21 protein-coding genes, 1 rRNA gene and 1 other annotated feature (1 of these 23 running past the window's edge) are annotated in these 22619 nt (G+C 43.8%); of the genes, 13 read left to right on the top strand and 9 right to left on the bottom strand.

The annotated features are described in order from the left end of the window. Positions 1-64: 64 nt before the first annotated feature. From IGI92_RS16595 to IGI92_RS16585, 3 genes are all read right to left on the bottom strand, one after another. The gene (locus tag IGI92_RS16595) at positions 65-583 is read right to left on the bottom strand and encodes a helix-turn-helix domain-containing protein (RefSeq protein ID WP_430607533.1); all 519 of its coding nucleotides are present in this window, start codon (positions 581-583) and stop codon (positions 65-67) included. A gap of 16 nt (positions 584-599) precedes the next feature. Then, positions 600-1067, bottom strand: a complete 468-nt coding sequence (locus tag IGI92_RS16590) for a DUF5626 family protein (protein ID WP_005232933.1) — start codon at positions 1065-1067, stop codon at positions 600-602. 350 nt (positions 1068-1417) lie between these two features. After that, positions 1418-1870 carry a DUF2188 domain-containing protein gene (locus tag IGI92_RS16585; protein WP_413127497.1) on the bottom strand — a complete coding sequence of 151 codons (453 nt, stop codon included), beginning with the start codon at positions 1868-1870 and terminating at the stop codon, positions 1418-1420. Positions 1871-2126: 256 nt separating this feature from the next. Between IGI92_RS16585 and IGI92_RS16580 the strand changes: the two genes are divergently transcribed. The 11 genes from IGI92_RS16580 (at position 2127) to guaB (ending at position 11051) form a co-directional block, all read left to right on the top strand. After that, on the top strand, positions 2127-3020 hold the full coding sequence (locus IGI92_RS16580) for an SDR family oxidoreductase (protein ID WP_008376956.1): 894 nt from the start codon (positions 2127-2129) through the stop codon (positions 3018-3020). A gap of 38 nt (positions 3021-3058) precedes the next feature. Next, positions 3059-3628, top strand: a complete 570-nt coding sequence (amaP, locus tag IGI92_RS16575) for an alkaline shock response membrane anchor protein AmaP (protein WP_005232936.1) — start codon at positions 3059-3061, stop codon at positions 3626-3628. 7 nt (positions 3629-3635) lie between these two features. Next, entirely contained in the window at positions 3636-3827 is a 192-nt protein-coding gene (locus tag IGI92_RS16570; protein WP_005226258.1) for a DUF2273 domain-containing protein, read from the top strand. 24 nt (positions 3828-3851) lie between these two features. Further along, a complete protein-coding gene (locus tag IGI92_RS16565) occupies positions 3852-4622 on the top strand; it encodes an Asp23/Gls24 family envelope stress response protein (RefSeq protein WP_061053516.1) in 771 nt (256 codons plus the stop codon). A gap of 297 nt (positions 4623-4919) precedes the next feature. Further along, positions 4920-5636, top strand: coding sequence for a 16S rRNA (guanine(527)-N(7))-methyltransferase RsmG (rsmG, locus tag IGI92_RS16560; RefSeq protein WP_005226256.1), 717 nt, complete (start codon positions 4920-4922; stop codon positions 5634-5636). A gap of 11 nt (positions 5637-5647) precedes the next feature. Continuing rightward, complete coding sequence (locus IGI92_RS16555) at positions 5648-6412, top strand: ParA family protein (protein ID WP_005226255.1); 765 nt, start codon at positions 5648-5650, stop codon at positions 6410-6412. Further along, on the top strand, positions 6402-7292 hold the full coding sequence (locus IGI92_RS16550; RefSeq protein ID WP_005226254.1) for a ParB/RepB/Spo0J family partition protein: 891 nt from the start codon (positions 6402-6404) through the stop codon (positions 7290-7292). The genes IGI92_RS16555 and IGI92_RS16550 overlap by 11 nt, the downstream gene beginning before the upstream one ends. Positions 7293-7302: 10 nt before the next feature. After that, positions 7303-7491: a DUF951 domain-containing protein gene (locus tag IGI92_RS16545; protein ID WP_005226253.1), complete on the top strand. Its 189-nt coding sequence runs from the start codon at positions 7303-7305 to the stop codon at positions 7489-7491. A gap of 8 nt (positions 7492-7499) precedes the next feature. Next, entirely contained in the window at positions 7500-8600 is a 1101-nt protein-coding gene (ychF, locus tag IGI92_RS16540) for a redox-regulated ATPase YchF (RefSeq protein WP_005226252.1), read from the top strand. Positions 8601-8671: 71 nt separating this feature from the next. Continuing rightward, positions 8672-9364, top strand: coding sequence for a DUF1129 domain-containing protein (locus tag IGI92_RS16535; RefSeq protein ID WP_005226251.1), 693 nt, complete (start codon positions 8672-8674; stop codon positions 9362-9364). Positions 9365-9566: 202 nt separating this feature from the next. After that, positions 9567-11051, top strand: a complete 1485-nt coding sequence (guaB, locus tag IGI92_RS16530; protein ID WP_005226250.1) for an IMP dehydrogenase — start codon at positions 9567-9569, stop codon at positions 11049-11051. 158 nt (positions 11052-11209) lie between these two features. On the opposite strand, the gene IGI92_RS16525 is transcribed toward guaB, so the two are convergent. After that, entirely contained in the window at positions 11210-13915 is a 2706-nt protein-coding gene (locus IGI92_RS16525; protein ID WP_430607531.1) for an FtsX-like permease family protein, read from the bottom strand. A 9-nt stretch (positions 13916-13924) separates the two neighbouring features. Continuing rightward, complete coding sequence (locus tag IGI92_RS16520) at positions 13925-14626, bottom strand: ABC transporter ATP-binding protein (protein ID WP_008376960.1); 702 nt, start codon at positions 14624-14626, stop codon at positions 13925-13927. 85 nt (positions 14627-14711) lie between these two features. On the opposite strand from IGI92_RS16520, the gene IGI92_RS16515 reads away from it, so the two are divergent. Beyond that, positions 14712-15338, top strand: coding sequence for a TetR/AcrR family transcriptional regulator (locus tag IGI92_RS16515; RefSeq protein WP_005232942.1), 627 nt, complete (start codon positions 14712-14714; stop codon positions 15336-15338). Positions 15339-15409: 71 nt separating this feature from the next. On the opposite strand, the gene IGI92_RS16510 is transcribed toward IGI92_RS16515, so the two are convergent. From IGI92_RS16510 to IGI92_RS16495, 4 genes are all read right to left on the bottom strand, one after another. After that, complete coding sequence (locus IGI92_RS16510; protein WP_086316713.1) at positions 15410-16930, bottom strand: polysaccharide deacetylase family protein; 1521 nt, start codon at positions 16928-16930, stop codon at positions 15410-15412. A 287-nt stretch (positions 16931-17217) separates the two neighbouring features. Beyond that, a complete protein-coding gene (gene serS / locus IGI92_RS16505) occupies positions 17218-18495 on the bottom strand; it encodes a serine--tRNA ligase (protein WP_005232944.1) in 1278 nt (425 codons plus the stop codon). A 57-nt stretch (positions 18496-18552) separates the two neighbouring features. Continuing rightward, positions 18553-18750, bottom strand: a binding site (T-box leader). A 35-nt stretch (positions 18751-18785) separates the two neighbouring features. Beyond that, positions 18786-19994: a sensor histidine kinase gene (locus IGI92_RS16500; protein ID WP_005232945.1), complete on the bottom strand. Its 1209-nt coding sequence runs from the start codon at positions 19992-19994 to the stop codon at positions 18786-18788. Next, positions 19984-20673: a response regulator transcription factor gene (locus IGI92_RS16495; protein WP_008376963.1), complete on the bottom strand. Its 690-nt coding sequence runs from the start codon at positions 20671-20673 to the stop codon at positions 19984-19986. Before IGI92_RS16495 ends, IGI92_RS16500 begins: the two co-directional genes overlap by 11 nt. Before the next feature lie 714 nt (positions 20674-21387). Here IGI92_RS16495 and IGI92_RS16490 point away from each other — a divergent pair. Further along, positions 21388-22619, top strand: a 16S ribosomal RNA gene (locus IGI92_RS16490) (it continues 328 nt past the right edge of the window).

Here is a 22619-nt window from a genome sequence, read left to right as displayed (position 1 = left end):
AATAGAGTGTCAAAAGCCCGCTACGAGAGTAACTCGCAGCGGGCTTTTTGTGTTAGCAATTGAATTATTCAACTTTTTCAATCGTAGTGGTTCCCCAGTTCATGATGTTGCTGAGATGGACATAGCCATCGTACAAATTCAATAAAATTGAGAAGGCACAGACGATATAGATCAATACATAAAAATTATTGGCCTTTTTGTTACGCCATAAGACAAAGCCATCTAAAATCAAACCTAATGGAAAGAGAAATGAGCCGATTCCAGCTAACAGTAGCAAGAGCAGACTTTCATCTTTTTCCGTTGCCATCGTTCTTTGGAGTAACGACAATTTTTCTTTTTTGTCGTTAATCTCTTGATTATTGGTTTCGATCCGCTCTTTTAACGCTTCGTTTTCCCGCAAGAGCTCATCAATCGAGACTTGATAGAGATCGCTCAACAAAATCAAATTCTCAATATCTGGATAGCCGCGCCCGTTTTCCCATTTTGAAATCGACTGGCGTGAAATCTGTAATTTTTCTGCGACTGCTGTTTGCGACAATCCGGAAGACTCGCGACAGCTTTTTAATTGTTCTGCTAAAGCCAATGTATGCTCCTATCTGCTATTTAACAACTAGCTTCCCATTTGAGATCGTGGTTACGACACTCCCATTGGTAGTGATTATACCTGCTTTTTGCTTAAACGTACAGGTGGCTTTAGTGGACGTGTGAGTTAATGAACTAGAAGTGATACTTCCTCTGTGAGCAACTAAACTTAAATTCGAAGTGCCTGTAAATTGATTGCGGCTATTGACCGTGACATTGTAACTAGCGGTCCAATTACCGGTGGATGTTTTTGACACGCGATACGTTCCTGCTGCCAGATTTGCCCGGAATGACGGCAATTTTTCAATGGTCAAAATCAACTCGTTGCCTTCTTCATCTACGGTGATCAGCTGCTCATAGGGACTATCTGATGCTAAGTCGTAAACGAGTTCAGGTTCTTCCACTGTTTGGGCGGCAGCTGGGAGAGCAAAGAAGAAACAAATAAAAATAAACGGCACAAAAAATAATTTTTTCACAAATACCACTCCTTGTACTTTTGATAGTTTAAGTATACAAGGTTTGGCTAGTTAAAGAAAGCACAAGCTAATTTGCAACGGCAACGGATGGTTTACAGTTGTTGCTAGAGCAGCATTTCATAGGCTTATTTTTTAGGATGTCGAGAAATTTTAAAAGTAATGGTTCATTCAAAAGGTCTTCGTTTTTTAGGTTTCTGACAATGAAACGTTGTTTTTTAAAAGAAACGTTAAAGAAGCGGTTGCTTTAGTTTTAACCAAACCTAGCTGTAAAAGGAAACAAAAAAGCGAAAGAGAAGGTAACGTTTCGCGCCGTTAAAACGACAAACGTAAGACCTCCTTCCGCTTTTTTGCGGCCATTTTTATTCTCCTAAATCAATATCCTTTTGATGGTCGCCATCTTTTTTATAAACGTTCACCACGGATTCTTTGTTTTCGGCAATTTCTTTGGCACGGGCGATGGCCTCTGCTTTCTTGTCGAAATGATCACTGGCACGTTTTGCTCCTTTGGAACGGACTTGCCATTGGTCCTCTTCATACACAACTTCAACATCCGCATCCATTAATTTTTTCGCATTTTTATTGGTTTGATGGGCATCATCTTTTTGCGGATTTCTCTCTTTCTGAAAAGCTTTCTTCTCCTCTTCATCTGCATTGTCATACCATTTTTCTGCTTGACTCGTGGCGATCGGGATCGCCCGATCGTCAGAATAGCCATCGGCTAGCAGGGCATTGGCGATATCGATCGCTTTTTTACGAACTAAGGGGTCTAGATTCTTCATTGACGCAGGATAATCACGGACATTCCAAGGCATTGTTTGGTTCCTCCTTTTTCTTGATCCAAAGTCATTTTCCTAGGGGTTCCTTTTTACAGGCACCACCAGATATTACTTATTAGTTTACCCCCTTCTATAAAAAAGTGAAATCATTTGCTTTCTGGTCAAAAATGAGGGCACTTTCTTTTTTCATTTTCTAATAAACGAGGATTTATTTTTGTTAACAAAGCGTTATATTTCCCAAAAAAAAATGAATGGTTTAGAATTTTATTATAGAGAAAAGGAGGACGTAAGAATGAGTGAACCTATTTTGACTGATCCACGGGAACTTTATCACACGGGTAAATACAGCAAACAGGAACAAGATACGCCTGCTTTACAAGAAGAAATGCGACCAAAACCTGATTGTGGTGAAGACTCTTATGAGGGAAGTCAGCAGTTAGAAAACCGGCGGGTACTGATTACCGGTGGGGATTCTGGGATCGGACGAGCAGCAGCGATTGCCTTCGCTCGTGAAGGAGCAGACATTGCCCTGCACTTTTTCCCAGGAGAAGAAGAAGATGCCGAAGAAGTTGCAGGGTACATCAAAGAAGCCGGACGCAAAGTGATTTTGCTACCCTATGACCTGCGAGACGAAGCGGCACCACAAGAGATCGTTGACAAAGCGGTAGCAGCATTAGGTGGGTTAGATACATTAGTATTGAACGCAGCACAGCAAATCACGCGGCCATCGATTGCAGAATTACCGATTGAACAAGTGAAAGACACCTTTATGGTAAACATTATCTCAATGTTTGCATTAGTGAAAGCAGCTGAGCCACACTTACCGGCTGGAGGAGCGATCGTGACAACGACTTCTGTCCAAGCCTTTAGTCCAAGTGCCCATTTAATGGATTATGCGGCAACCAAATCGGCGATCGCCAGTTTTACAGTCAGCTTGGCGAAACAATTTGCTGAAAAAGGGATTCGGGTCAATGGGGTAGCCCCAGGACCAATCTGGACACCATTACAGTTAGATCATGGCCAACCGCAAGACAAGCTGCCTGAATTTGGTCAGCAAGCATTACTGGAGCGGGCAGGACAACCAGCTGAGCTGGCACCCGTCTATGTCTTTTTAGCTTCCAATAAAGCTAGCTATGTGACAGCACAGATTTATGGTGTTACCGGCGGAGAAGCCATCAACTTGTAAGCTTATCAAAAAATCGGAGAAAAAGGAGGAGGTGTCCTATGAGTAAAGGGTGGAAAATCGTATCAATCATCGTTTCGTTGATCTTTATCACTGTCTTATTACCAATCGTTTTAATGAGTAATCCTTACATGCAGCTGCCATTTGGTTTGGACAGCAGAGGCAATGTCGTCACGTATTTCTTTGACAACTTGTTTATGCGTCAATATATGTTTTGGGTAGCCGTTGTTTTGATCGCCGTATTCTTGATCGTGATCTTAGTCGTGCTGTTTTATCCAAAAACCAAAACAACCTTTGTTTTGAAAGAGGATAAGGGCGCATTGACGATCGATAAGAAAGCGATCGAAGGACTTGTACGTACGAAAGTAAATGAAAAAGAATTTGTTGAAGGACCAAAAGTTCATGTCAAGGCGACCAAAAATCGAATTTTAATCAAAATCAAAGGCCGCTTGAAACGGACGTCTGCCTTAGTTGGCAAAACCGAAAACTTAATGGCGGAAATCCAACAAGATGTCCAACGAGTGCTTGGCTCAAGTGAAAAAGTCAAAGTCGAAGTCAATTACGCGAATTTTGAACAAAATGAGACTCCGGAAAACCCGCGAGTAGAATAGGAGGGCTATGATGAACGAACTACAACAATACAAAATCCCATTGATTTTTGGAGCAATCGGCCTTGTTCTGGCTGTGTTGTTTGTAACGATCGGTTTTTTCAAAACATTGCTGATTCTACTCCTAACAGGTTTGGGTTTTGCGCTAGGATTGTATCTCCAACGTACCGGTATCATCGACGAATTTTTTAACCAACAATAACGTATTTTATAGGAGGAATTTTTAATGAATAACGATAAAAACGAATTAAACAATGAAAAAAATGTCAGTGCACATCCAGATCCAGTGGTTCCCAACACCAATCATCAAGCCAATGAAAATGCGATTCCAATGACTGAATCACCTGATCCAGTGGTACCAAATGCTGAAAAAGCAGTAGCAGGACAACAAAATGGACCAAAACCAGGGGATCATCCAGCACCAGGAAATCCAGATCCAGCCGGACATCATCCAGCACCGCCAAAACCTGGCCACAACGATTTTGAAGGACCAACCGGGGAAGCACCCGTTCATGGTTCATTGACCTATGATGACAAAGTGATCCAAAAAATTATCGGAATTGCATTAGAAAATGTAGATGGCCTGTTGACGGTCGATGGTGGTTTCTTCTCTAATATTGCTGAAAAATTAGTTAATACAGATAATGTGACTGCCGGTATCAATACTGAAGTTGGGAAAAAACAAGTAGCCGTTGATTTAGATATCGTGGTTGAATACGACCGCAACATCCCAGAAATCGCTGAACAAGTCAAAGAAGTCATTCAAAAAGAAGTAACGACAATGACCCAATTAGAAGTGATCGAAGTCAACATCAACGTTGTAGATGTAAAAACGATCGCTGAATACGAAGAGGAACAAGAAACGGTTCAAGACAAAGTAACGTCAGCGGCTTCTAAAACCGGCGACTTTGCTTCACGTCAAACCAACAAAGCCAAACATGCGGCTTCCCGCGCGTCTGATCGTATCGAAGAATACAACGAACCTCGCGTGAAATAAAAAAGTTTCATATGAAACAAAAACAAGCATTGATCCTGTGATCAATGCTTGTTTCTTTGAGAAAAAAGCTGACCAGGAGGGTTGGCAGCCTTGCTGGTCAAGGAAAAATGAAAAAAGTTTTTTGGATTGAAATGAGTATAATTTCTATGCCTTAAACCAACCTTAAAGCCCCAGTTAAAAAATGGTAAATTCTCCTAGAAAGCAATCTCTGGCTATTGCATCACACTGCTTTTTGCGTTAAAGTAGGAACTAGTCTGTGAAACATTTTTCTGTTTCACAAAATAGAAAGGATTCGTTATGCTACCTGAAGAATTTCATGAAGAATTACGCAAAAACGGGATCGTTTTAACCGAAGAACAAATGGAAAAATTCGCTGTCTATTTCGAGCGTTTAGTCGAATGGAATCAGAAGATGAATCTAACCGCAATCACGGAAAAATCAGAAGTGTATTTAAAGCATTTCTACGATTCTGTTTCCTTAGCTTTTGAAACCGCCTTTGACCCGCAAAGTCATTTGTGCGATGTCGGTTCAGGTGCTGGCTTTCCAAGTATTCCACTAAAAATCGTGTTTCCTGAACTAGAAGTGACGATCGTCGACTCTTTAAATAAGCGCATCACCTTTTTACAAACTCTTGTGACGGATCTACAATTGGAAAATGTCCACTTGTACCATGACCGTGCAGAAACATTTGGTCAAAACCCGCAATTTCGTGGGCAATTCGATTATGTGACCGCTCGAGCGGTTGCCCGTTTGAATGTGTTAACGGAACTCTGTGTGCCATTGGTGAAAAAAGCAGGCTATTTTTATGCGCTCAAAGCTGCCAAAAGCGAGGAAGAACTGGTTGAAGCCAAACCAGCGATCTCACTCTTAGGCGGCAAATTTATTGAAGAAAAAAGCTTTACCTTACCGGTCAGCGGCGATGAACGCCATCTTTTGATCATTCAAAAGAAAAAAGAAACGCCAAAGAAATACCCCCGCAAACCGGGAATGCCAGCGAAACAACCAATTAAATAGGAGGAAAATCAATGGCCCGTATTATTTCTGTTGCAAACCAAAAAGGCGGCGTAGGCAAAACCACCACAACGGTGAACCTAGGTGCGTCCTTAGCATTTGTCGGCAAAAAAGTGTTACTCGTAGATATTGATGCCCAAGGCAACGCCACAAGCGGTGTCGGCATTCGCAAACCAGATGTGGAACAAGACATCTATGATGTATTAGTCAATGAAACACCGATCGTTGAAGCGATTTTACCTAGTAGCCGAGAAAACTTGGATATCGTTCCAGCGACGATCCAATTAGCTGGTGCGGAAATTGAATTGACCTCCATGATGGCACGGGAATCTCGATTGAAATCGGCTTTGAATGAAATCAAAGAACAATACGATTATATCTTTATCGATTGCCCGCCATCTTTAGGTCATTTGACGATCAATGCCTTTACCGCCAGTGATTCGATTTTGATCCCAGTCCAATGTGAGTACTATGCATTGGAAGGGCTGAGCCAACTATTGAATACCGTGCGTTTGGTACAAAAACATTTTAACCCTGAGTTAGAGATCGAAGGGGTCTTACTGACGATGTATGATGCCCGCACGAACTTAGGCGCGGAAGTCGTGGAAGAAGTCCGCCGCTATTTCCAAGAAAAAGTATACGAAACCATTATTCCGCGGAATATCCGGTTGTCTGAAGCACCTAGTCATGGATTGTCGATCATTGATTATGATCCACGCTCAAAAGGAGCCGAAGTCTATCAGACGTTAGCAAAGGAAGTGTTAGCCCGTGAAGAATAAAGGGAAAGGATTAGGGCGTGGGATCGATGCGTTGTTTCAAGACCTGCAAGGGTTAGAAGAAGTCGATATCAAGACAGAAAAAGTCGTTGAACTGCCTTTAAACGAATTAAGACCCAACCCTTATCAACCGCGAAAAACCTTTGATGAGCTTTCATTACAAGAACTGGCCAATTCGATCCAGCATTCGGGGGTCTTTCAACCGATCATCGTGCGGCAATCATCCGTCAAAGGCTATGAGATCATTGCTGGTGAACGCCGGTTTCGAGCGTCCAAATTAGCTGGCAAGGAAACGATCCCAGCCATCATCCGCAATTTTGATGAAGAAGCGATGATGCAAGTCGCCGTTTTAGAAAACTTGCAGCGGGAAGATTTAAATCCTTTAGAAGAAGCAGAAGCCTATGACATGCTGATGAAGAACTTGAAATTGACCCAAGCACAAGTCGCTGAACGGTTAGGGAAAAGCCGCCCGTATATCGCCAATTATTTGCGGTTACTGTCCTTGCCGAAACTCGTCAAAGAAATGGTTCAAGATGACCGTTTGTCTATGGGGCAAGCCCGGACATTATTAGGCTTGAAAAACAAAGAACAGATCTTAAAATTAGCCAATCGTTGTGTCAAAGAAAATCTGACAGTCCGCCAATTAGAACAAATGGTCGCTGAGATGAACGACACGAAAAACGAAAAGAAAAAAGTGCCGCGTCTGATTCGGGAAAAACCGTACTATTTACGAGAAAGCGAAGAACGGTTGATGGATAAATTCGGCACGAATGTCGAGATCCGCGAAAAAGAAGGCAAAGGAAAAATCGAGATCGAATACCTGTCACAAAAAGATTTAACCCGTATTTTAGATTTATTGAACATTCAATTTGATGAAGCTTGAGGTGATAAAGATGTATGATCTTGGGGATATTGTCGAAATGAAAAAACCGCATGCCTGCAAAGCCAATCGTTGGGAAATCATCCGCATGGGGGCAGACATCAAAATAAAGTGTACGAATTGCGGCCACATCGTCATGATGACGCGCCGAGAATTTGATAAAAAGATGAAGAAAATCCTAGAAAAAAAAGAGAAAGAGTGAAGTGAAGCATGGCGTTAACTGCCGGAATCGTTGGATTGCCAAATGTGGGCAAATCTACTTTATTTAATGCAATAACCAAAGCAGGAGCAGAAGCCGCAAACTACCCGTTTGCGACGATCGATCCGAATGTAGGAATGGTGGAAGTGCCAGATTGGCGCTTACAGCGTTTAACAGAATTAGTCCGTCCGAAAAAGACGGTCCCAACCACCTTTGAATTTACGGATATTGCCGGAATCGTCCGCGGTGCCAGCAAAGGGGAAGGATTAGGGAACCAATTTTTGAGCCATATCCGCCAAGTGGATGCGATCTGTCATGTCGTTCGTTGTTTCGACGATGACAACATCACCCACGTGGAAGGCCGCGTGGACCCATTAGCTGATATCGACACCATCAATTTGGAGTTGGTTTTAGCGGATTTAGAATCCGTCAACAAGCGCTATACTCGGGTCGCAAAAATTGCCAAAACCAAAGACAAAGATGCAGTTGCGGAACTGGCCGTTCTTGATAAGATCAAACCGGTCCTAGAAGAAGGGATCTCTGCTCGTTCGATCGAATTTACAGATGAAGAACAGCGCATCGTCAAAAGTTTGTTTTTACTAACGACCAAACCAGTCTTATACGTTGCCAACGTAGCAGAAGAAGACGTGGCAGACTATGAAACCAATGACTATGTCAACAAAGTGAAAGAGTTTGCAGCAAGCGAAAATGCGGAAGTGATCGTCATCAGTGCTCGTGCTGAAGAAGAGATCGCTGAGCTGGAAGAAGAAGACAAAGCAGAGTTTTTAGAAGCATTAGGAATTGAAGAATCAGGGTTGGATCAATTGATTCGTGCCGCCTATGATTTGCTGGGTCTAGCAACGTACTTTACCGCTGGTGAACAAGAAGTGCGTGCGTGGACGTTCCGTAAAGGCATCAAAGCACCGCAAGCAGCGGGGATCATCCATACGGACTTTGAGCGCGGCTTTATTCGTGCGGAAACTGTTTCCTTTGAAGATCTGAACCAATACGGCACGATGCAAGCGGCCAAAGAAGCCGGTCGGGTACGTTTGGAAGGAAAAGATTATGTCGTGCAAGATGGCGACGTGATGTTGTTCCGTTTTAACGTATAAAGGGCTTTCTTCCCAGTGAATTTGTGGTAAAATGTCCATTGTGAAGAAAACGCAGAAGGGAGAATCAATTCATGGAACCAGAAACTCTGCGAAATTATGTTTCCGAAAATCGTGAATTAGAACAACAATTAACAAAACGAAACCAACAATATATATTTGATTTAAAAAAATCGCTAGAGGCAGCCAACCTTTCTGAAGAAGAAAAAACGATTGCCTTGCATGAGATGCTGCCGGTCTTAGTCAAAGAACAAAAAGGCGGCAAAACGGCCCGCCAATTATTTGGTACAGTGTCTGAACGTACCGAAGCCATCATCAACAAACCCGTTGAGCAAAAAGAATCCGGCCCCTTCTTGATGTGGTTGGATAACACCTTGCTGATTTTAGGGATTTTTGGGTTGATGCTAGGGGTTATGGGAATCTTTACTAGAGGACAAGCACAACCTTATGGCTTATTGACCCTCTTCTTGATGGCGATGCTTGCTGGTTGGGTCTTCTACTTGATGTACAAATACATGTATCAATATGAACGCCCGGGTGCTGATAAGAGCAAACGGCCGAAGATGTGGAAGATCATTTTGATTTTAGTCGCAGCCTTCATGCTATGGATCGTTGTGATCTCGCTTTCTGCGATGATCCAACCACCATTGAATCCACAAGTGGACCCTGTGATCGAAGCCTTGATCGGGGCAGTGGCATTAGCAGCGAAGTACTACTTGAAACGCAAATACAATATCATCAGCAGTCTGTCTGTTCCTAGAGGCTGATGGCTACACGTTGATCGTGCGCCTTCTTTTGTTAAAAAAGACCGCACGATCAGCGTGTTTTTTTAGAAAAAATGGCGAATTATGAGATTTGACCAAAGGTTTGAAGAGGATTATTAAGAAAGCTTTCCGAATGGTTGACTTATGAAAAAATCTTTGCTATTTTTTTTAAAATACCTAAAAACTTTAAGGAGTGGTTACAAAAATGTCCAACTGGGAAACCAAATTTGTAAAAAAAGGGTTAACGTTTGATGATGTCTTATTGATTCCGGCAGAAAGTCACGTCTTGCCAAATGACGTGGATATGAAAGTGCAGCTTGCCCCGAATATTACACTAAATATTCCAATCATAAGTGCCAGTATGGATACCGTAACTGATAGTAAAATGGCGATCTCAATGGCGCGTCAAGGCGGACTTGGCGTGATTCACAAAAACATGAGTATCGCCGCGCAAGCAGATGAAGTGCGCAAAGTAAAACGTTCTGAAAGCGGCGTGATCATCGATCCGTTTTTCTTAACACCAAGTCACTTAGTTGCTGATGCAGAACATTTGATGAGCAAGTACCGCATCAGCGGGGTACCGATCGTAGAAACGATGGAAAACCGCAAATTAGTCGGTATCATCACGAACCGCGACATGCGTTTTGTCACGGATTATACGATGCCGATCAATGATGTGATGACCAAAGACCAATTGATCACAGCACCTGTCGGTACTTCGTTGAAAGATGCGGAAAAAATCTTACAACAACACAAGATCGAAAAATTACCGATCGTTGATGAAGCAGGGATCTTAAGCGGGTTGATCACTATCAAAGATATTGAAAAAGTAATCGAATTCCCGAATGCAGCCAAAGACACGCATGGACGACTATTAGTGGCAGCGGCAGTCGGCGTTACTAGCGATACCTTTGAACGAGCACAAGCATTATTGGATGCAGGCGTGGACGCGATCGTCATTGATACTGCCCATGGACACAGTGCCGGTGTTTTACGCAAAATCTCTGAAATTCGCGCGCATTTCCCAGAAGCGACATTGATTGCTGGAAATGTTGCCACTGCAGAAGGCACGAAAGCATTGTATGATGCTGGTGTCGATGTCGTAAAAGTCGGGATCGGTCCAGGATCGATCTGTACTACTCGGGTGGTAGCCGGTGTCGGAGTTCCTCAATTGACAGCGATCTATGATGCAGCCTCTGTGGCACGTCAATATGGCAAAGCAATCATTGCCGATGGTGGGATCAAGTACTCTGGCGATATCGTTAAAGCTTTAGCAGCTGGCGGACACGCTGTAATGCTCGGTAGCATGTTGGCAGGAACTGACGAATCACCAGGTGAATTTGAAATCTATCAAGGCCGTCGCTTCAAAACGTACCGCGGAATGGGTTCATTGGGGGCAATGGAAAAAGGCTCCAGCGACCGTTACTTCCAAGGGGGCGTAAACGAAGCCAACAAATTGGTTCCAGAAGGCATTGAAGGACGTGTCGCTTATAAAGGCAGCGTTTCTGATATCATCTTCCAAATGATCGGCGGGTTGAAATCAGGGATGGGTTATGTCGGTGCCGGCAATCTGCAGCAATTACGTGATGAAGCACAATTCATCCAAATGAGCGGCAACGGACTAAAAGAATCACATCCCCACGATGTTCAAATCACGAAAGAAGCACCGAACTACTCTGTAAAATCATAAAATGTTTCACGTGAAAACAAACGATCCCCTCTGTTCAAAAGCGGACAGAGGGGATTATTTGTTCAAAAAAGGACGTCACTCTCAGCTATCTAGGCAAGAGTGGCGTCCTTTTCTTTAAAATCGCTGCTGGATGATCAGCAAATCGCTTTAGCAGCAGTTTATTCGTTTGATTTCAATGCATCGATCATGTTGACATGAGTCAGTTTCACATGGGTGACGTACATCACGATGATCGTAAAGAGAATCGTCATGCCGCCGGCTAAAGCATAAGCCGGCCAATTGATCACTAATGGAAAGACCATGTTCTCCATCGAAGCTTGGATCAAAATAAAGTCAGTCAAGAAGTAACCTACCACGTAACCGGCGAGAATCCCAAATAACGTAAAGACGATATTTTCTCGTACGATGTACATAGTCACTTCCTTATTGTAAAACCCTAATACTTTGATAGTAGAAAGCTCGCGAATCCGCTCGGAAACATTGATGTTGGCCAAGTTATACAAGACGACAAAGGCTAATGCCCCTGATAATACAACTAAGATCAAGACAATGGCGTTCAAGTTACCCATCGAATCATCCTGCATTTTGATCTGAGTGGAAAGGAACGTCGTGTTTTTGACTTTGTCGGTATCTAACAAGGCTGTTGATAAAGCTTCCTCTTGTTTTTTCGTCATCGTCTTGCTTTTGACTAAGAACGCATTTGGTTCAAAGGTACTATTGGTGATTTCTTCATAAACGGTCGGCGACAGATAAAGAGAATTGCCTAAATAATTTTCTGCGATGCCACTAATAGGTACTTCATAGGCTTCTTGATCGCTGGTATAGAAGGTCAATGTATCGCCAACGTGCAAATCATATAATTCTGCGTACTTCATAGTCAGCACGGCACCCTCTGTTAATGACAGCTTCTGTCCTGCCGTCGTTTTCAAATGGACATAGTCTGCAAAAGCATCTTGATCTGCCGGAACCATCAAGGTCAGACTTTGTTTTCCTTGGTTAGCCGGTCGAATCTCGATCGTTTCATTGTAGACTAGCATCGAATGGGTCAAAAGAGGCTCGTCTGTTAAAACCGTTTCAGCGGCAGCAACGGTTTCTTCCTTCGCATCATTTAAGGTCACGACGGCTTGATAATCCGTAATGGGCCCAAATTGTTTTGCAGTCACGGCACTTAGAGAATCTTTCAACCCAACGCCTGCCACCATCAGTCCCGTACAACCGGCGATGCCAATGATTGCCATGATCATTCGCGATTTGTAGCGGAAGATGTTACGGAAGCTGACTTTTTGATTGAAGCTTAAACGGGACCATAAGGGGGTAATTGCTTCTAATAAAATCCGTTTCCCGGGCTTTGGTGCGCGAACTTGCAGCAGCTGGGCAGGTTTTTCCCGCAATTCTTTGATCAGAACAAACAGACAGGCACCAAGCGTCGCCAGTAAAAAGGCGATTGCGGCCAAAATAATTGGCGACCAGACATAATAGACGCGAATCCCGTCTAAAAGATACCGTTCGCTGGATAGGAAATAGATCAAACGCGGCAACAGTTCGGTTCCTAATACGGCACCACTAATAATGCCAATGGCCGAAGAAAGGAGGGCATAAATCAAATATTTAAGGGAGATCTCGACTTTGCCATAGCCCATCGCTTTTAAGGTACCGATCTCTTTGCGGTTTTCTTCTACCATCCGCGTCAGTGTTGTAAAGGTGATCAACGCAGCGATAAAGAAGAAGAAGACAGGAAACACATTGGCGATCGCTGCGATACGATCAGACAGCCCACCATATTCTTGGAAACCGGGATTGTCTTTGCGCTGGTTGTAAAGATACGTCGGCTCTGCCAAGTCTTCGATCTCTGCCCGTTTTTCTGCCAGTGTTTGTTGGGCATCAGTTAGTTCTTGTTGCTGTTCATCTAATTGGTTTTGCTGCTGTGTCAATTCTGCTTCCCCAGCCGCCAATTGGCCTTCGAGGGCTGCTTGTTGTACGGGCGGCAGCTGTGCCAAGGCGGCTTGCTGTTGTTCTAGTTCCGCTTTGGCCTGATCCAGTTGGGCTTGTCCATCAGCTAACTGTTTTTGTCCATCGCGGACTTCTTTTTCTGCAGGGGCTAATTCATCAAAAGCGTCTTGTTGAATTTCTGCTAAGCGTTCCTTAGGACGGTCCGCAAACAGTTCCTCAATCGTTTCTTGATGGGCTGCCATCTTGTCGGTGTACGTATCGGAGTATGTTTCAAGCCCGGCGACATCATCAAAGGCGAGATAGAGGATCGATTTGACCTCCATCATGAACTGTTCTTCCGGTACATAAGCAAAGTACGTCACGACACCGCTGCCGACATTTGCATAGCCCCGTTCGGCAGCACTGATATAAATGGGAGAAGTGGCAAACCCAACGATCGTATACTCTTTGTCCGACAGATTATCGGCATCATCGATCGTAAAAGTATCACCTATTTGCCAGCCATAATTTTTTGCTTCGGTGTCCAGCACGATTTCATCGGCTTTTTCTGGCAGTCGGCCGTCCTTCACCAGTAACTGGTTGAGTTCCTGTGAGGGGTCATAGGAGGTCACTTGCACGACTTCATCTGAATTGGCAGCGTAATAAAATTGATAGGCGGCTTCTGTGTGAGCACCGCTTTTTTCCGCGGCATCAATGTCTTCCTCTGTCAATCCCAGTGTTGAAGTGACTTGCAGATCTGCTAATTGCTGGCCGTTGACATATTCACTCGCGGAATGGTTCAGGATCGGGCCGGTCGATTTGACACCGACAAAGAGAAACGTTCCTAAAAAAATGATCAAGGTGATTGCGATAAAGCGGCCTTTTGATTGGCGAATCTCTCGCAAACTTGCTTTAAGATAGGTCTTATTTTTCATCAGATCCTCCTACCAAACGATTTCATCGATCGAGATGGGATGAGGATTCTCTTCAATGGAACGGACAGTGGCATCGTTGATATGGATCACCCGATCGGCGATCGGGGCAATGGCGCTATTATGGGTGATGATCAACACCGTATTGCCATTTTTCCGGCTAGCGTTTTGCAAAAGCTTCAACACTTGTTTTCCTGTTTCAAAGTCCAAAGCACCAGTCGGTTCATCGCATAGCAGCAGTTTCGGGTTTTTGGCTAACGCCCGAGCGATCGATACCCGCTGCTGTTCCCCACCAGAAAGCTGAGAAGGAAAGTTGTTTTTGCGGTTTTCTAACCCGACTTGGGCCAAGACTTCATCAGGATCGAGTGCATTCGGTGAGACTTCAGTAGCCAGTTCAATGTTTTCTTTTGCTGTCAGATTTGGGACCAAATTATAAAACTGGAAGACAAACCCAACGTCTGTGCGGCGGTATTCTGTTAATTGTTTGTCGTTAAACTTCGCGATATCAACATTGTCGATAATGATTTCTCCTTCATCTGGCGAGTCCATCCCGCCTAAGATATTCAAAACGGTCGATTTTCCGGCACCACTAGGTCCAAGAATCACCACTAATTCGCCTTCTTCAATGGCAAAGGAAAGATCATTGTTGGCAGTGATAGTGGTTTCGCCCATCTGATAGCGTTTATATTCATTCTTTACTTCAACATAACTCATTAATAAAGCCTCCATTTTTTAAACACGTGTTGATTTAATCACATGGTGTTAGTATACTAAGAAAGAAAAGTAAGAGCAATCCTCAATGCTTGCTTATTTGTCATTAAATAGACAAATATTGATTAAATGTACAGAGAAAAGGGGAAACGATATGGTAGGGACTGTCGGGAACCGTCGAACGATCTACTCGAAAAAAGTGATCCGGCGCGCCTTTCAGGAGTTATTGTTGGAAAAAGAGTATCGCAAAATCACGATCAAAGAGATTGCGGAACGAGCAGATATCAATCGGGGAACATTTTATAAATATTATAAGGACACAGCCGCTTTGTTGGAGGAGATCGAAGGGGAGCTCGTTGAGCAGATCGCATCGAACTTGCAGCAGGAAAATTTGTCATTGGATCTTTGGCTGGAAAAGCTATTGACGATTTTGTATGAGAATCCTAGTACCACCCATTTGATACTGTTGAACAACAGCCATTTGCTGAATCTTTTGTTGTCAGAAATCAAACCGGAGACCTTGAAACGATTTGCCCAATACTTTCAAGATGCTTCCGAGGAAGAATTGGAACTGTGCCTTAGCTTTTTTGTCTGCGGGTCTATCGGTTTGATCGAACGCTGGCTCAAAGATTTTTCAACGATGCCGCCAAAAGCTGTCGCTGATCTATTGATTCAAATTTTTGTGACTAATGTGTATGAAGAAAAGAAGGGCTAAAAAAAAGAGGGAATGATCCAATAACCAAAAAGGAACGCAGCAAATTGTCTCTTGCTGCGTTCCTTTTTCTCTTAATCAACGAGGCGTTCATCGTTCATCCCAAAGTATTGATGCAGCGGTTTTTGCCGTGCTTCTAATAATTGATCGACGGTCACGAATTCGTAGCCTTCGTTTTTGAGTGTTTTAATGACTCCCGGTACGGCTTTCACAGATTTCGGGTGAATATCATGGATCAAGATCATGGCACCATTAAAGACATTTTGTTGAACCAAGGCATTGATTTTCTTCGGATCCTTCAATTTCCAGTCTTGAGAATCGATGTCCCATTGAATGATCGGCATGCCGATGGTTTCTGCGCTTTGTTTGTCGATAGCGCCATAAGGGGGCCGTAAATTCCTAGGTAGTAAACCCGTCGCATTGTAAATGGCTTTATTGGTTTTCGTAACTTCTGCCTGCAAATCTTCCGCTGAAAGAGTATTCAGCTGCGGATGAGAGTAAGAATGACTGGCGATCTCGTGCCCGGCTTCTTGGACTTTTTTGGCGGCTTGTGGATATTGCTCAACCATTTGTCCCAGCATAAAGAAGGTCGCTTTGACGTCATTTTCCTGTAAGATGTTCAAAAGATCCATAGTGGAGGTACTGTTGGGTCCATCATCAAAGGTCAATGCCACGTATTTTTTATTGGGGTCAAGACTTGGCAAGGCATTGTTGAGTTGGTCAGCAGCCACGAGATCAGGATCAATGAATGGGGCGATCTCGCTGTAAGACAGGGTGATTTCTGTCGCTTCCGTCTGATTTTTTGGCAATTCGATGGTCAGCTTTTCCGGATCATAAGTAAATTTCGAATCGAAGGTGATCCGCTCCATGGCCAAGACGGCGTCGATGATTTTTGCGGGTTCCTTGGCTTGATCCAGCAGTTTCTGTTGAATGACTTGTTGAATACCTAATAAGCTGCCCTCATCAGGAACAAGTTCTTTCAAAGACAATTCGGTTTGCGTCTTCTCTGATACGAAGATCGGTGCATCTGTTAAACGATCAGCATCTTCAAAACGACCGGTTTCTCGATTCCATACATAGCTGTCGGCTTTTAATGAATAGGTAGAGACTTTTGCAGCTACCGTTTGTGCTTGGATACGGGCAACGGTGACGACTTCTTTTTCCGTTTGTTTTTTGCGCAATGACTCAGCGGCTTTTGTCAACCGGTCTTTGATATCTTTGATGGGAAACGTATCGAGGTCTTGCGGGCGGTAGATCAGTTCTTTGTTTGCTCCTTCTGAGAGCACTTCAGGCGTTGTTTTTAACCCATTTTGGCTTTGTTCTGCTTGGATTGATGCCAGTAATTTCTCTGCAGCTGCCTCATATTTTGCTTTGGCCGCAACTTCTTGTTGGTGCAAGGTGTAAAGAACCGAGCCAGCCGTTGCGATCAAAACGATCAATAATAAGGCAAATAAGGAAAAAATTGCTTTCCGATACGGCTTCTTTCTCGAGGGTGGTCCTTTCGGTCTTTCTTCAGCTGATGCTGTTCGTTTTTGATTATTGTTTGGTTTCTTGTGCAAGTCACTCCGACGGGCATAGGTCTTTCGTTCGGGCATTGGTGAAGCTCCCTTCATTCCATCCTAAATTATGCCCACGTTACCATAAGTCACAGGCACTTTCAACGATCATGCCCGGTTTCTGATAGAGGATTAAAAAGACAAAGGGATTTTTCTAATTATTCGCTTAAAAATTACAGCCTTGTTGCGTTGTTTCTCTTGCAAGAAGTGATCAAAGTGGTTAGGGGGATGGAAACCACTCTAGGCTACGTAAACAAGAAAACCCCTAGGCAACAGCTCACGCGGTGTGACTGTTCTCTAGGGGTTGCTACTGAGGTTACTAAGGCTTAGGCTTTTTCAATTTTTGTCAGTCCACCCATATAAGGAACCAGAACTTCTGGTACCGTTACACTGCCGTCTTCGTTTTGATAATTTTCAAGCACTGCGGCTACCGTCCGACCGACAGCCAAACCAGAGCCGTTTAGTGTATGCATGTAGTGAATCTTGCCCTCTTGATCACGGTAACGGATCATGGCACGACGTGCTTGGAAGTCTTCACAGTTTGAGCAAGAGCTGATCTCACGATACATCTCTTGGGCAGGGATCCATACTTCTAAATCATAGGTCTTCGCTGCAGAAAAGCCCATATCTCCTGTACACAAGCTAAGCACACGGTAAGGTAAATTGAGTTTTTGCAAAATATCTTCGGCATTAGCCGTCATTTTCTCTAATTCTTCATAAGAATGTTCTGCATCACTGAATTTCACCATTTCGACTTTATTGAATTGGTGCAAGCGAATCAAACCGCGAGTGTCACGGCCAGCGCTGCCGGCTTCTGAACGAAATGATGGGCTCAAGGCAGTGAAGTAGGCAGGGAGCTGTTCTTGTTCTAAGATCTCCCCTTGATAGTAGTTGGTCAAAGGTACTTCCGCAGTCGGGATCAAAGTCAAATCAGTGTCTGCCAATTGGAAAACATCTTCTTTAAACTTCGGAAATTGCCCAGTACCGAACATTGCTTGGCTGTTGACGATATACGGGGTGATCATCTCCGTATACCCATGCTCATAAACATGCTGATCCAACATGAAGTTGTATAAGGCACGTTCCAAACGAGCACCTAAGCCTTTGTAGTAAACAAAACGGCTACCAGAAACTTTGGCACCCCGCTCAAAGTCGAGAATCCCCAAGTCTTCTGCGATCTCCCAATGGGGTTTTGGTTCAAAGGCAAAGGTTTTTGGGTCTGCCCAACGGCGGACTTCTACATTGTCATCTTCATCTTTGCCCACCGGAACAGAATCATTCGGCAAGTTCGGCAACGTCGTGGCGATCTCTTTGATGTCTTCATCAATTTGAGCGATCTCTTCATCCAATTGCTTAATTTGGCTGCCGACTTCTTTCATTTGGGCAATTTTATCTGCCGCATCTTCTTTCGCCCGTTTCAAGGCGGCGATCTCACCAGAAACCTCATTACGCAATTTCTTGCGCTCTTCCGTTTGGACTAAGAGTTCTCGGCGACGCTCATCAAGTGTTAAAAAGCGGTCCAACACTTCTTTTTGGACACCTCGTGTTGCGAGTTTGCTTTGTACTTCAGCAAAATTTTGGCGAATCATTTTTACATCTAACATAGTGATACATCCTCCTTTGATTTTTCCATAGAAAAAAGGCCATTCCGATCCCGTATTGCTTGGGACGAAATGACCATTCGCGGTGCCACCCAAGTTCAGCTTGCGCTGCCCTTGCTGCTCGTATCGTGAGCCAACGATTTTTCTTTCGAAAAATACACGTTAAAGAACTGGATTCTATTTTTTCCAACACTGATTTTCACCAACCATCAGCTCTCTATACAGATGAAAAAAATATACTAGGTTCTGTGCCTTGATTATTTTCTCTAGCATACCCAAAAAATGTTGGGTCGTCAACCATAGGTTTGTGTGTTGGATAAGTTGTTGCGTTTCAACGGGAGATGGATAATAAAGGACGTCCATTCCGGCGTTGACTTGGCATAGATATAGCCGCCATGTAAGGCGACGATGCTTTGAGCGATCGCTAGACCTAAGCCAGTTCCTCCTGTTTCTTGAGAGCGGGATTCTTCCACTCGGTAGAAACGGTCGAATAGAGAATCAAGGGCTTGCTTAGGGATCATTTGCCCATTGTTTTTGACTGTTAAGATCGCTTCGGTCCCGACTTTCTCGACTTCCATGCGGATCTTATCGGCGCCTTTGCCGTATTTCAAGGCATTCGAAAGCAAGTTATTGAAGACCCGTACCAGTTTTTCGGTATCGCCATCCATCTCGATGTGTTCCGGACGGGTGTATGTTTCAATCTTGATGCCTTTCCGACTAGCTTCTAATTCAAAGTCCGCCGCCAATTGTTCCACTAGCTGGGCCATGTCAAATTCCATCACATTGATTGGGACGCTAGGCTGGCGCACTTTTGTGTATTCAAACAAATCATCGACAAGGGATTTCATTTGCTTGGCTTTGACATACGCCGTATGGGTATATTTCAGCAATTCTTCTTCTGAATGGTATTGTCGATCTTCAATTAGACCTAAATAGCCGATGATCGAAGTCAACGGTGTTCGAATGTCATGACTGACATTGGTAATCAGCTCATCTTTGGATTGCTCGATCCGCCGTTCATCTTCAATCGCCGCCACCGTACTGTCGACTAAGCCATTGATATTAGAAACGATCCGACTTAAATCGCCCCGTAACTCGAAGGGGATGCGATGATCGTAATTGCCTTCCGCAATAAAATGAAGCTCGCTGATAATGTGACGTAGCTGCATTTGATGGTAGCGACGAATCAAACGCCAATATAAGACGATCACATCTAATAGGAAGAACATCGGTAGAATGAAGTTGCGCCCACTGCGGAAGATATCTGTATTAAAGGCAGATGTGAAAGCATTCTTCGATGCGTAGATGGCATCAACTAAATCTGGTGAATTTTCAACGATTGAGGTCAAGATGACCAAAATAGCGATATTTAATAGAAGTAAAAGAACAATCGTTACAATTCCTTCGGCAAATAACTCACTGATTTCCTTTGAGGTCAGCGTGATCCGTTTCTTTTTTTCGATTGGTGTGTTGCGCTTTTTTTCAGTTGGTTTACTTCGCATCTATTTTGTAGCCGACCCCCCATACTGTTTGGATGACTTTTTCACCATCCGTGGCTTCTTCAATCTTATCTCGTAAGTGACTGACATGGACCATAACTGTTTTGGCAGAAACGACACTTTCTTGTTTCCAAACTCGTTCAAAAATCTCATCGGCGCTAAAGACACGGTTCGGATGCGATGCCAGCAAGTAGAGGATACCGAATTCTAATGCAGTCAATTGAATTTCGTTGCCATCGACGGTTTTTACTTCATGGGAATCGCGATTGATAATAAGGGAGCTTACTTCTAGAATCTCTGGTTGATTTGAAGCAGCCTGCATCTTGGTTCTTCTCAATAGCGATTTTACCCGGGCCATAACTTCTAATGGGTTGAAAGGTTTTGTGACATAATCATCCGCACCGGCGACCAATCCACGAATCTTATCCATATCGGTTGTTTTAGCGGTCAGCATAATAATAGGGATTTGGGATTCTTTTCTCAATTCTTTCACGACTTGCATGCCATCCATTTCTGGCATCATGATATCTAAGATCAATAGTTCGATATCAGAAGTGGTGCGGATCTTGGTCAGTGCTTCTTTTCCATCATATGCTTTGACCGATTCATAACCTTCATTGTGTAAATAAATGCTTAATAGTTCTACGATCTCTTTGTCATCATCTGCTACAAGTATTTTCATACTGGGTCCTCCTAGGAACAATATTCTTTTCTCCATTTTAGCAAATATTCCACAAAATAGATAAAATCATACTTAAATTTATAAGAATGATAGGAATTAAGAAAACACAAAAAGGAAAAAGACGAACGATAGGCAAATAATAACGGAAAAAGTCCTTAAAAAAGGCGGAAATCACGGACTAAAAATCACGAATCATCTTTGGAAACGGAGTAACTAGAAACGTTGGTCTATCAATCATTTTATGGTTGACGAATAGCGCAAGTCTTGGTATATTATTACATGTGCCAAATGACTAAACGAATTCGTAAAAAGAATTTAAAAAAGTGGTTGACGCACAGCTCGACAGATGATATTATAACGAAGTCGCAATTTTAAAATAGTTAATCGATGTTGATACATCAACAAAATTAATTAAAAAAAGTTGTTGACAAATAACAAATCATTTGTTATTCTAATGAAGTCGCTGAGACAGCCGCTGCGAAGTTGAAAAACAACGAGCGAAAAAAACTTTTAAAAAAGAGTTGACAATCAATTGTCGCTCTGATATGATATAAAAGTTGCTAACACAGCACTGTAGACCTTTGAAAACTGAACAAAGCAAGCAAACGAACCAATGTGTAGGACGTTTCAATTTATTGAAACAAATACATGCAAGCAATAGCTAGCAAAGTTAATTTTTATGAGCTTAATGACCGTATGGTCATTCAAACAAATCATTATGAGAGTTTGATCCTGGCTCAGGACGAACGCTGGCGGCGTGCCTAATACATGCAAGTCGAACGCTTTTTCTTTCACCGGAGCTTGCTCCACCGAAAGAAAAAGAGTGGCGAACGGGTGAGTAACACGTGGGTAACCTGCCCATCAGAAGGGGATAACACTTGGAAACAGGTGCTAATACCGTATAACACTATTTTCCGCATGGAAGAAAGTTGAAAGGCGCTTTTGCGTCACTGATGGATGGACCCGCGGTGCATTAGCTAGTTGGTGAGGTAACGGCTCACCAAGGCAACGATGCATAGCCGACCTGAGAGGGTGATCGGCCACACTGGGACTGAGACACGGCCCAGACTCCTACGGGAGGCAGCAGTAGGGAATCTTCGGCAATGGACGAAAGTCTGACCGAGCAACGCCGCGTGAGTGAAGAAGGTTTTCGGATCGTAAAACTCTGTTGTTAGAGAAGAACAAGGATGAGAGTAGAACGTTCATCCCTTGACGGTATCTAACCAGAAAGCCACGGCTAACTACGTGCCAGCAGCCGCGGTAATACGTAGGTGGCAAGCGTTGTCCGGATTTATTGGGCGTAAAGCGAGCGCAGGCGGTTTCTTAAGTCTGATGTGAAAGCCCCCGGCTCAACCGGGGAGGGTCATTGGAAACTGGGAGACTTGAGTGCAGAAGAGGAGAGTGGAATTCCATGTGTAGCGGTGAAATGCGTAGATATATGGAGGAACACCAGTGGCGAAGGCGGCTCTCTGGTCTGTAACTGACGCTGAGGCTCGAAAGCGTGGGGAGCGAACAGGATTAGATACCCTGGTAGTCCACGCCGTAAACGATGAGTGCTAAGTGTTGGAGGGTTTCCGCCCTTCAGTGCTGCAGCAAACGCATTAAGCACTCCGCCTGGGGAGTACGACCGCAAGGTTGAAACTCAAAGGAATTGACGGGGGCCCGCACAAGCGGTGGAGCATGTGGTTTAATTCGAAGCAACGCGAAGAACCTTACCAGGTCTTGACATCCTTTGACCACTCTAGAGATAGAGCTTCCCCTTCGGGGGCAAAGTGACAGGTGGTGCATGGTTGTCGTCAGCTCGTGTCGTGAGATGTTGGGTTAAGTCCCGCAACGAGCGCAACCCTTATTGTTAGTTGCCATCATTTAGTTGGGCACTCTAGCGAGACTGCCGGTGACAAACCGGAGGAAGGTGGGGATGACGTCAAATCATCATGCCCCTTATG

Source organism: Enterococcus sp. DIV2379 (assembly GCF_050542965.1).
Classification (GTDB): Bacteria; Bacillota; Bacilli; order Lactobacillales; family Enterococcaceae; genus Enterococcus_D; species Enterococcus_D entomosocium.
The sequence above is the reverse complement of the archived record's forward strand: the minus strand, read 5'-3'. Positions and strand labels throughout refer to the sequence as shown.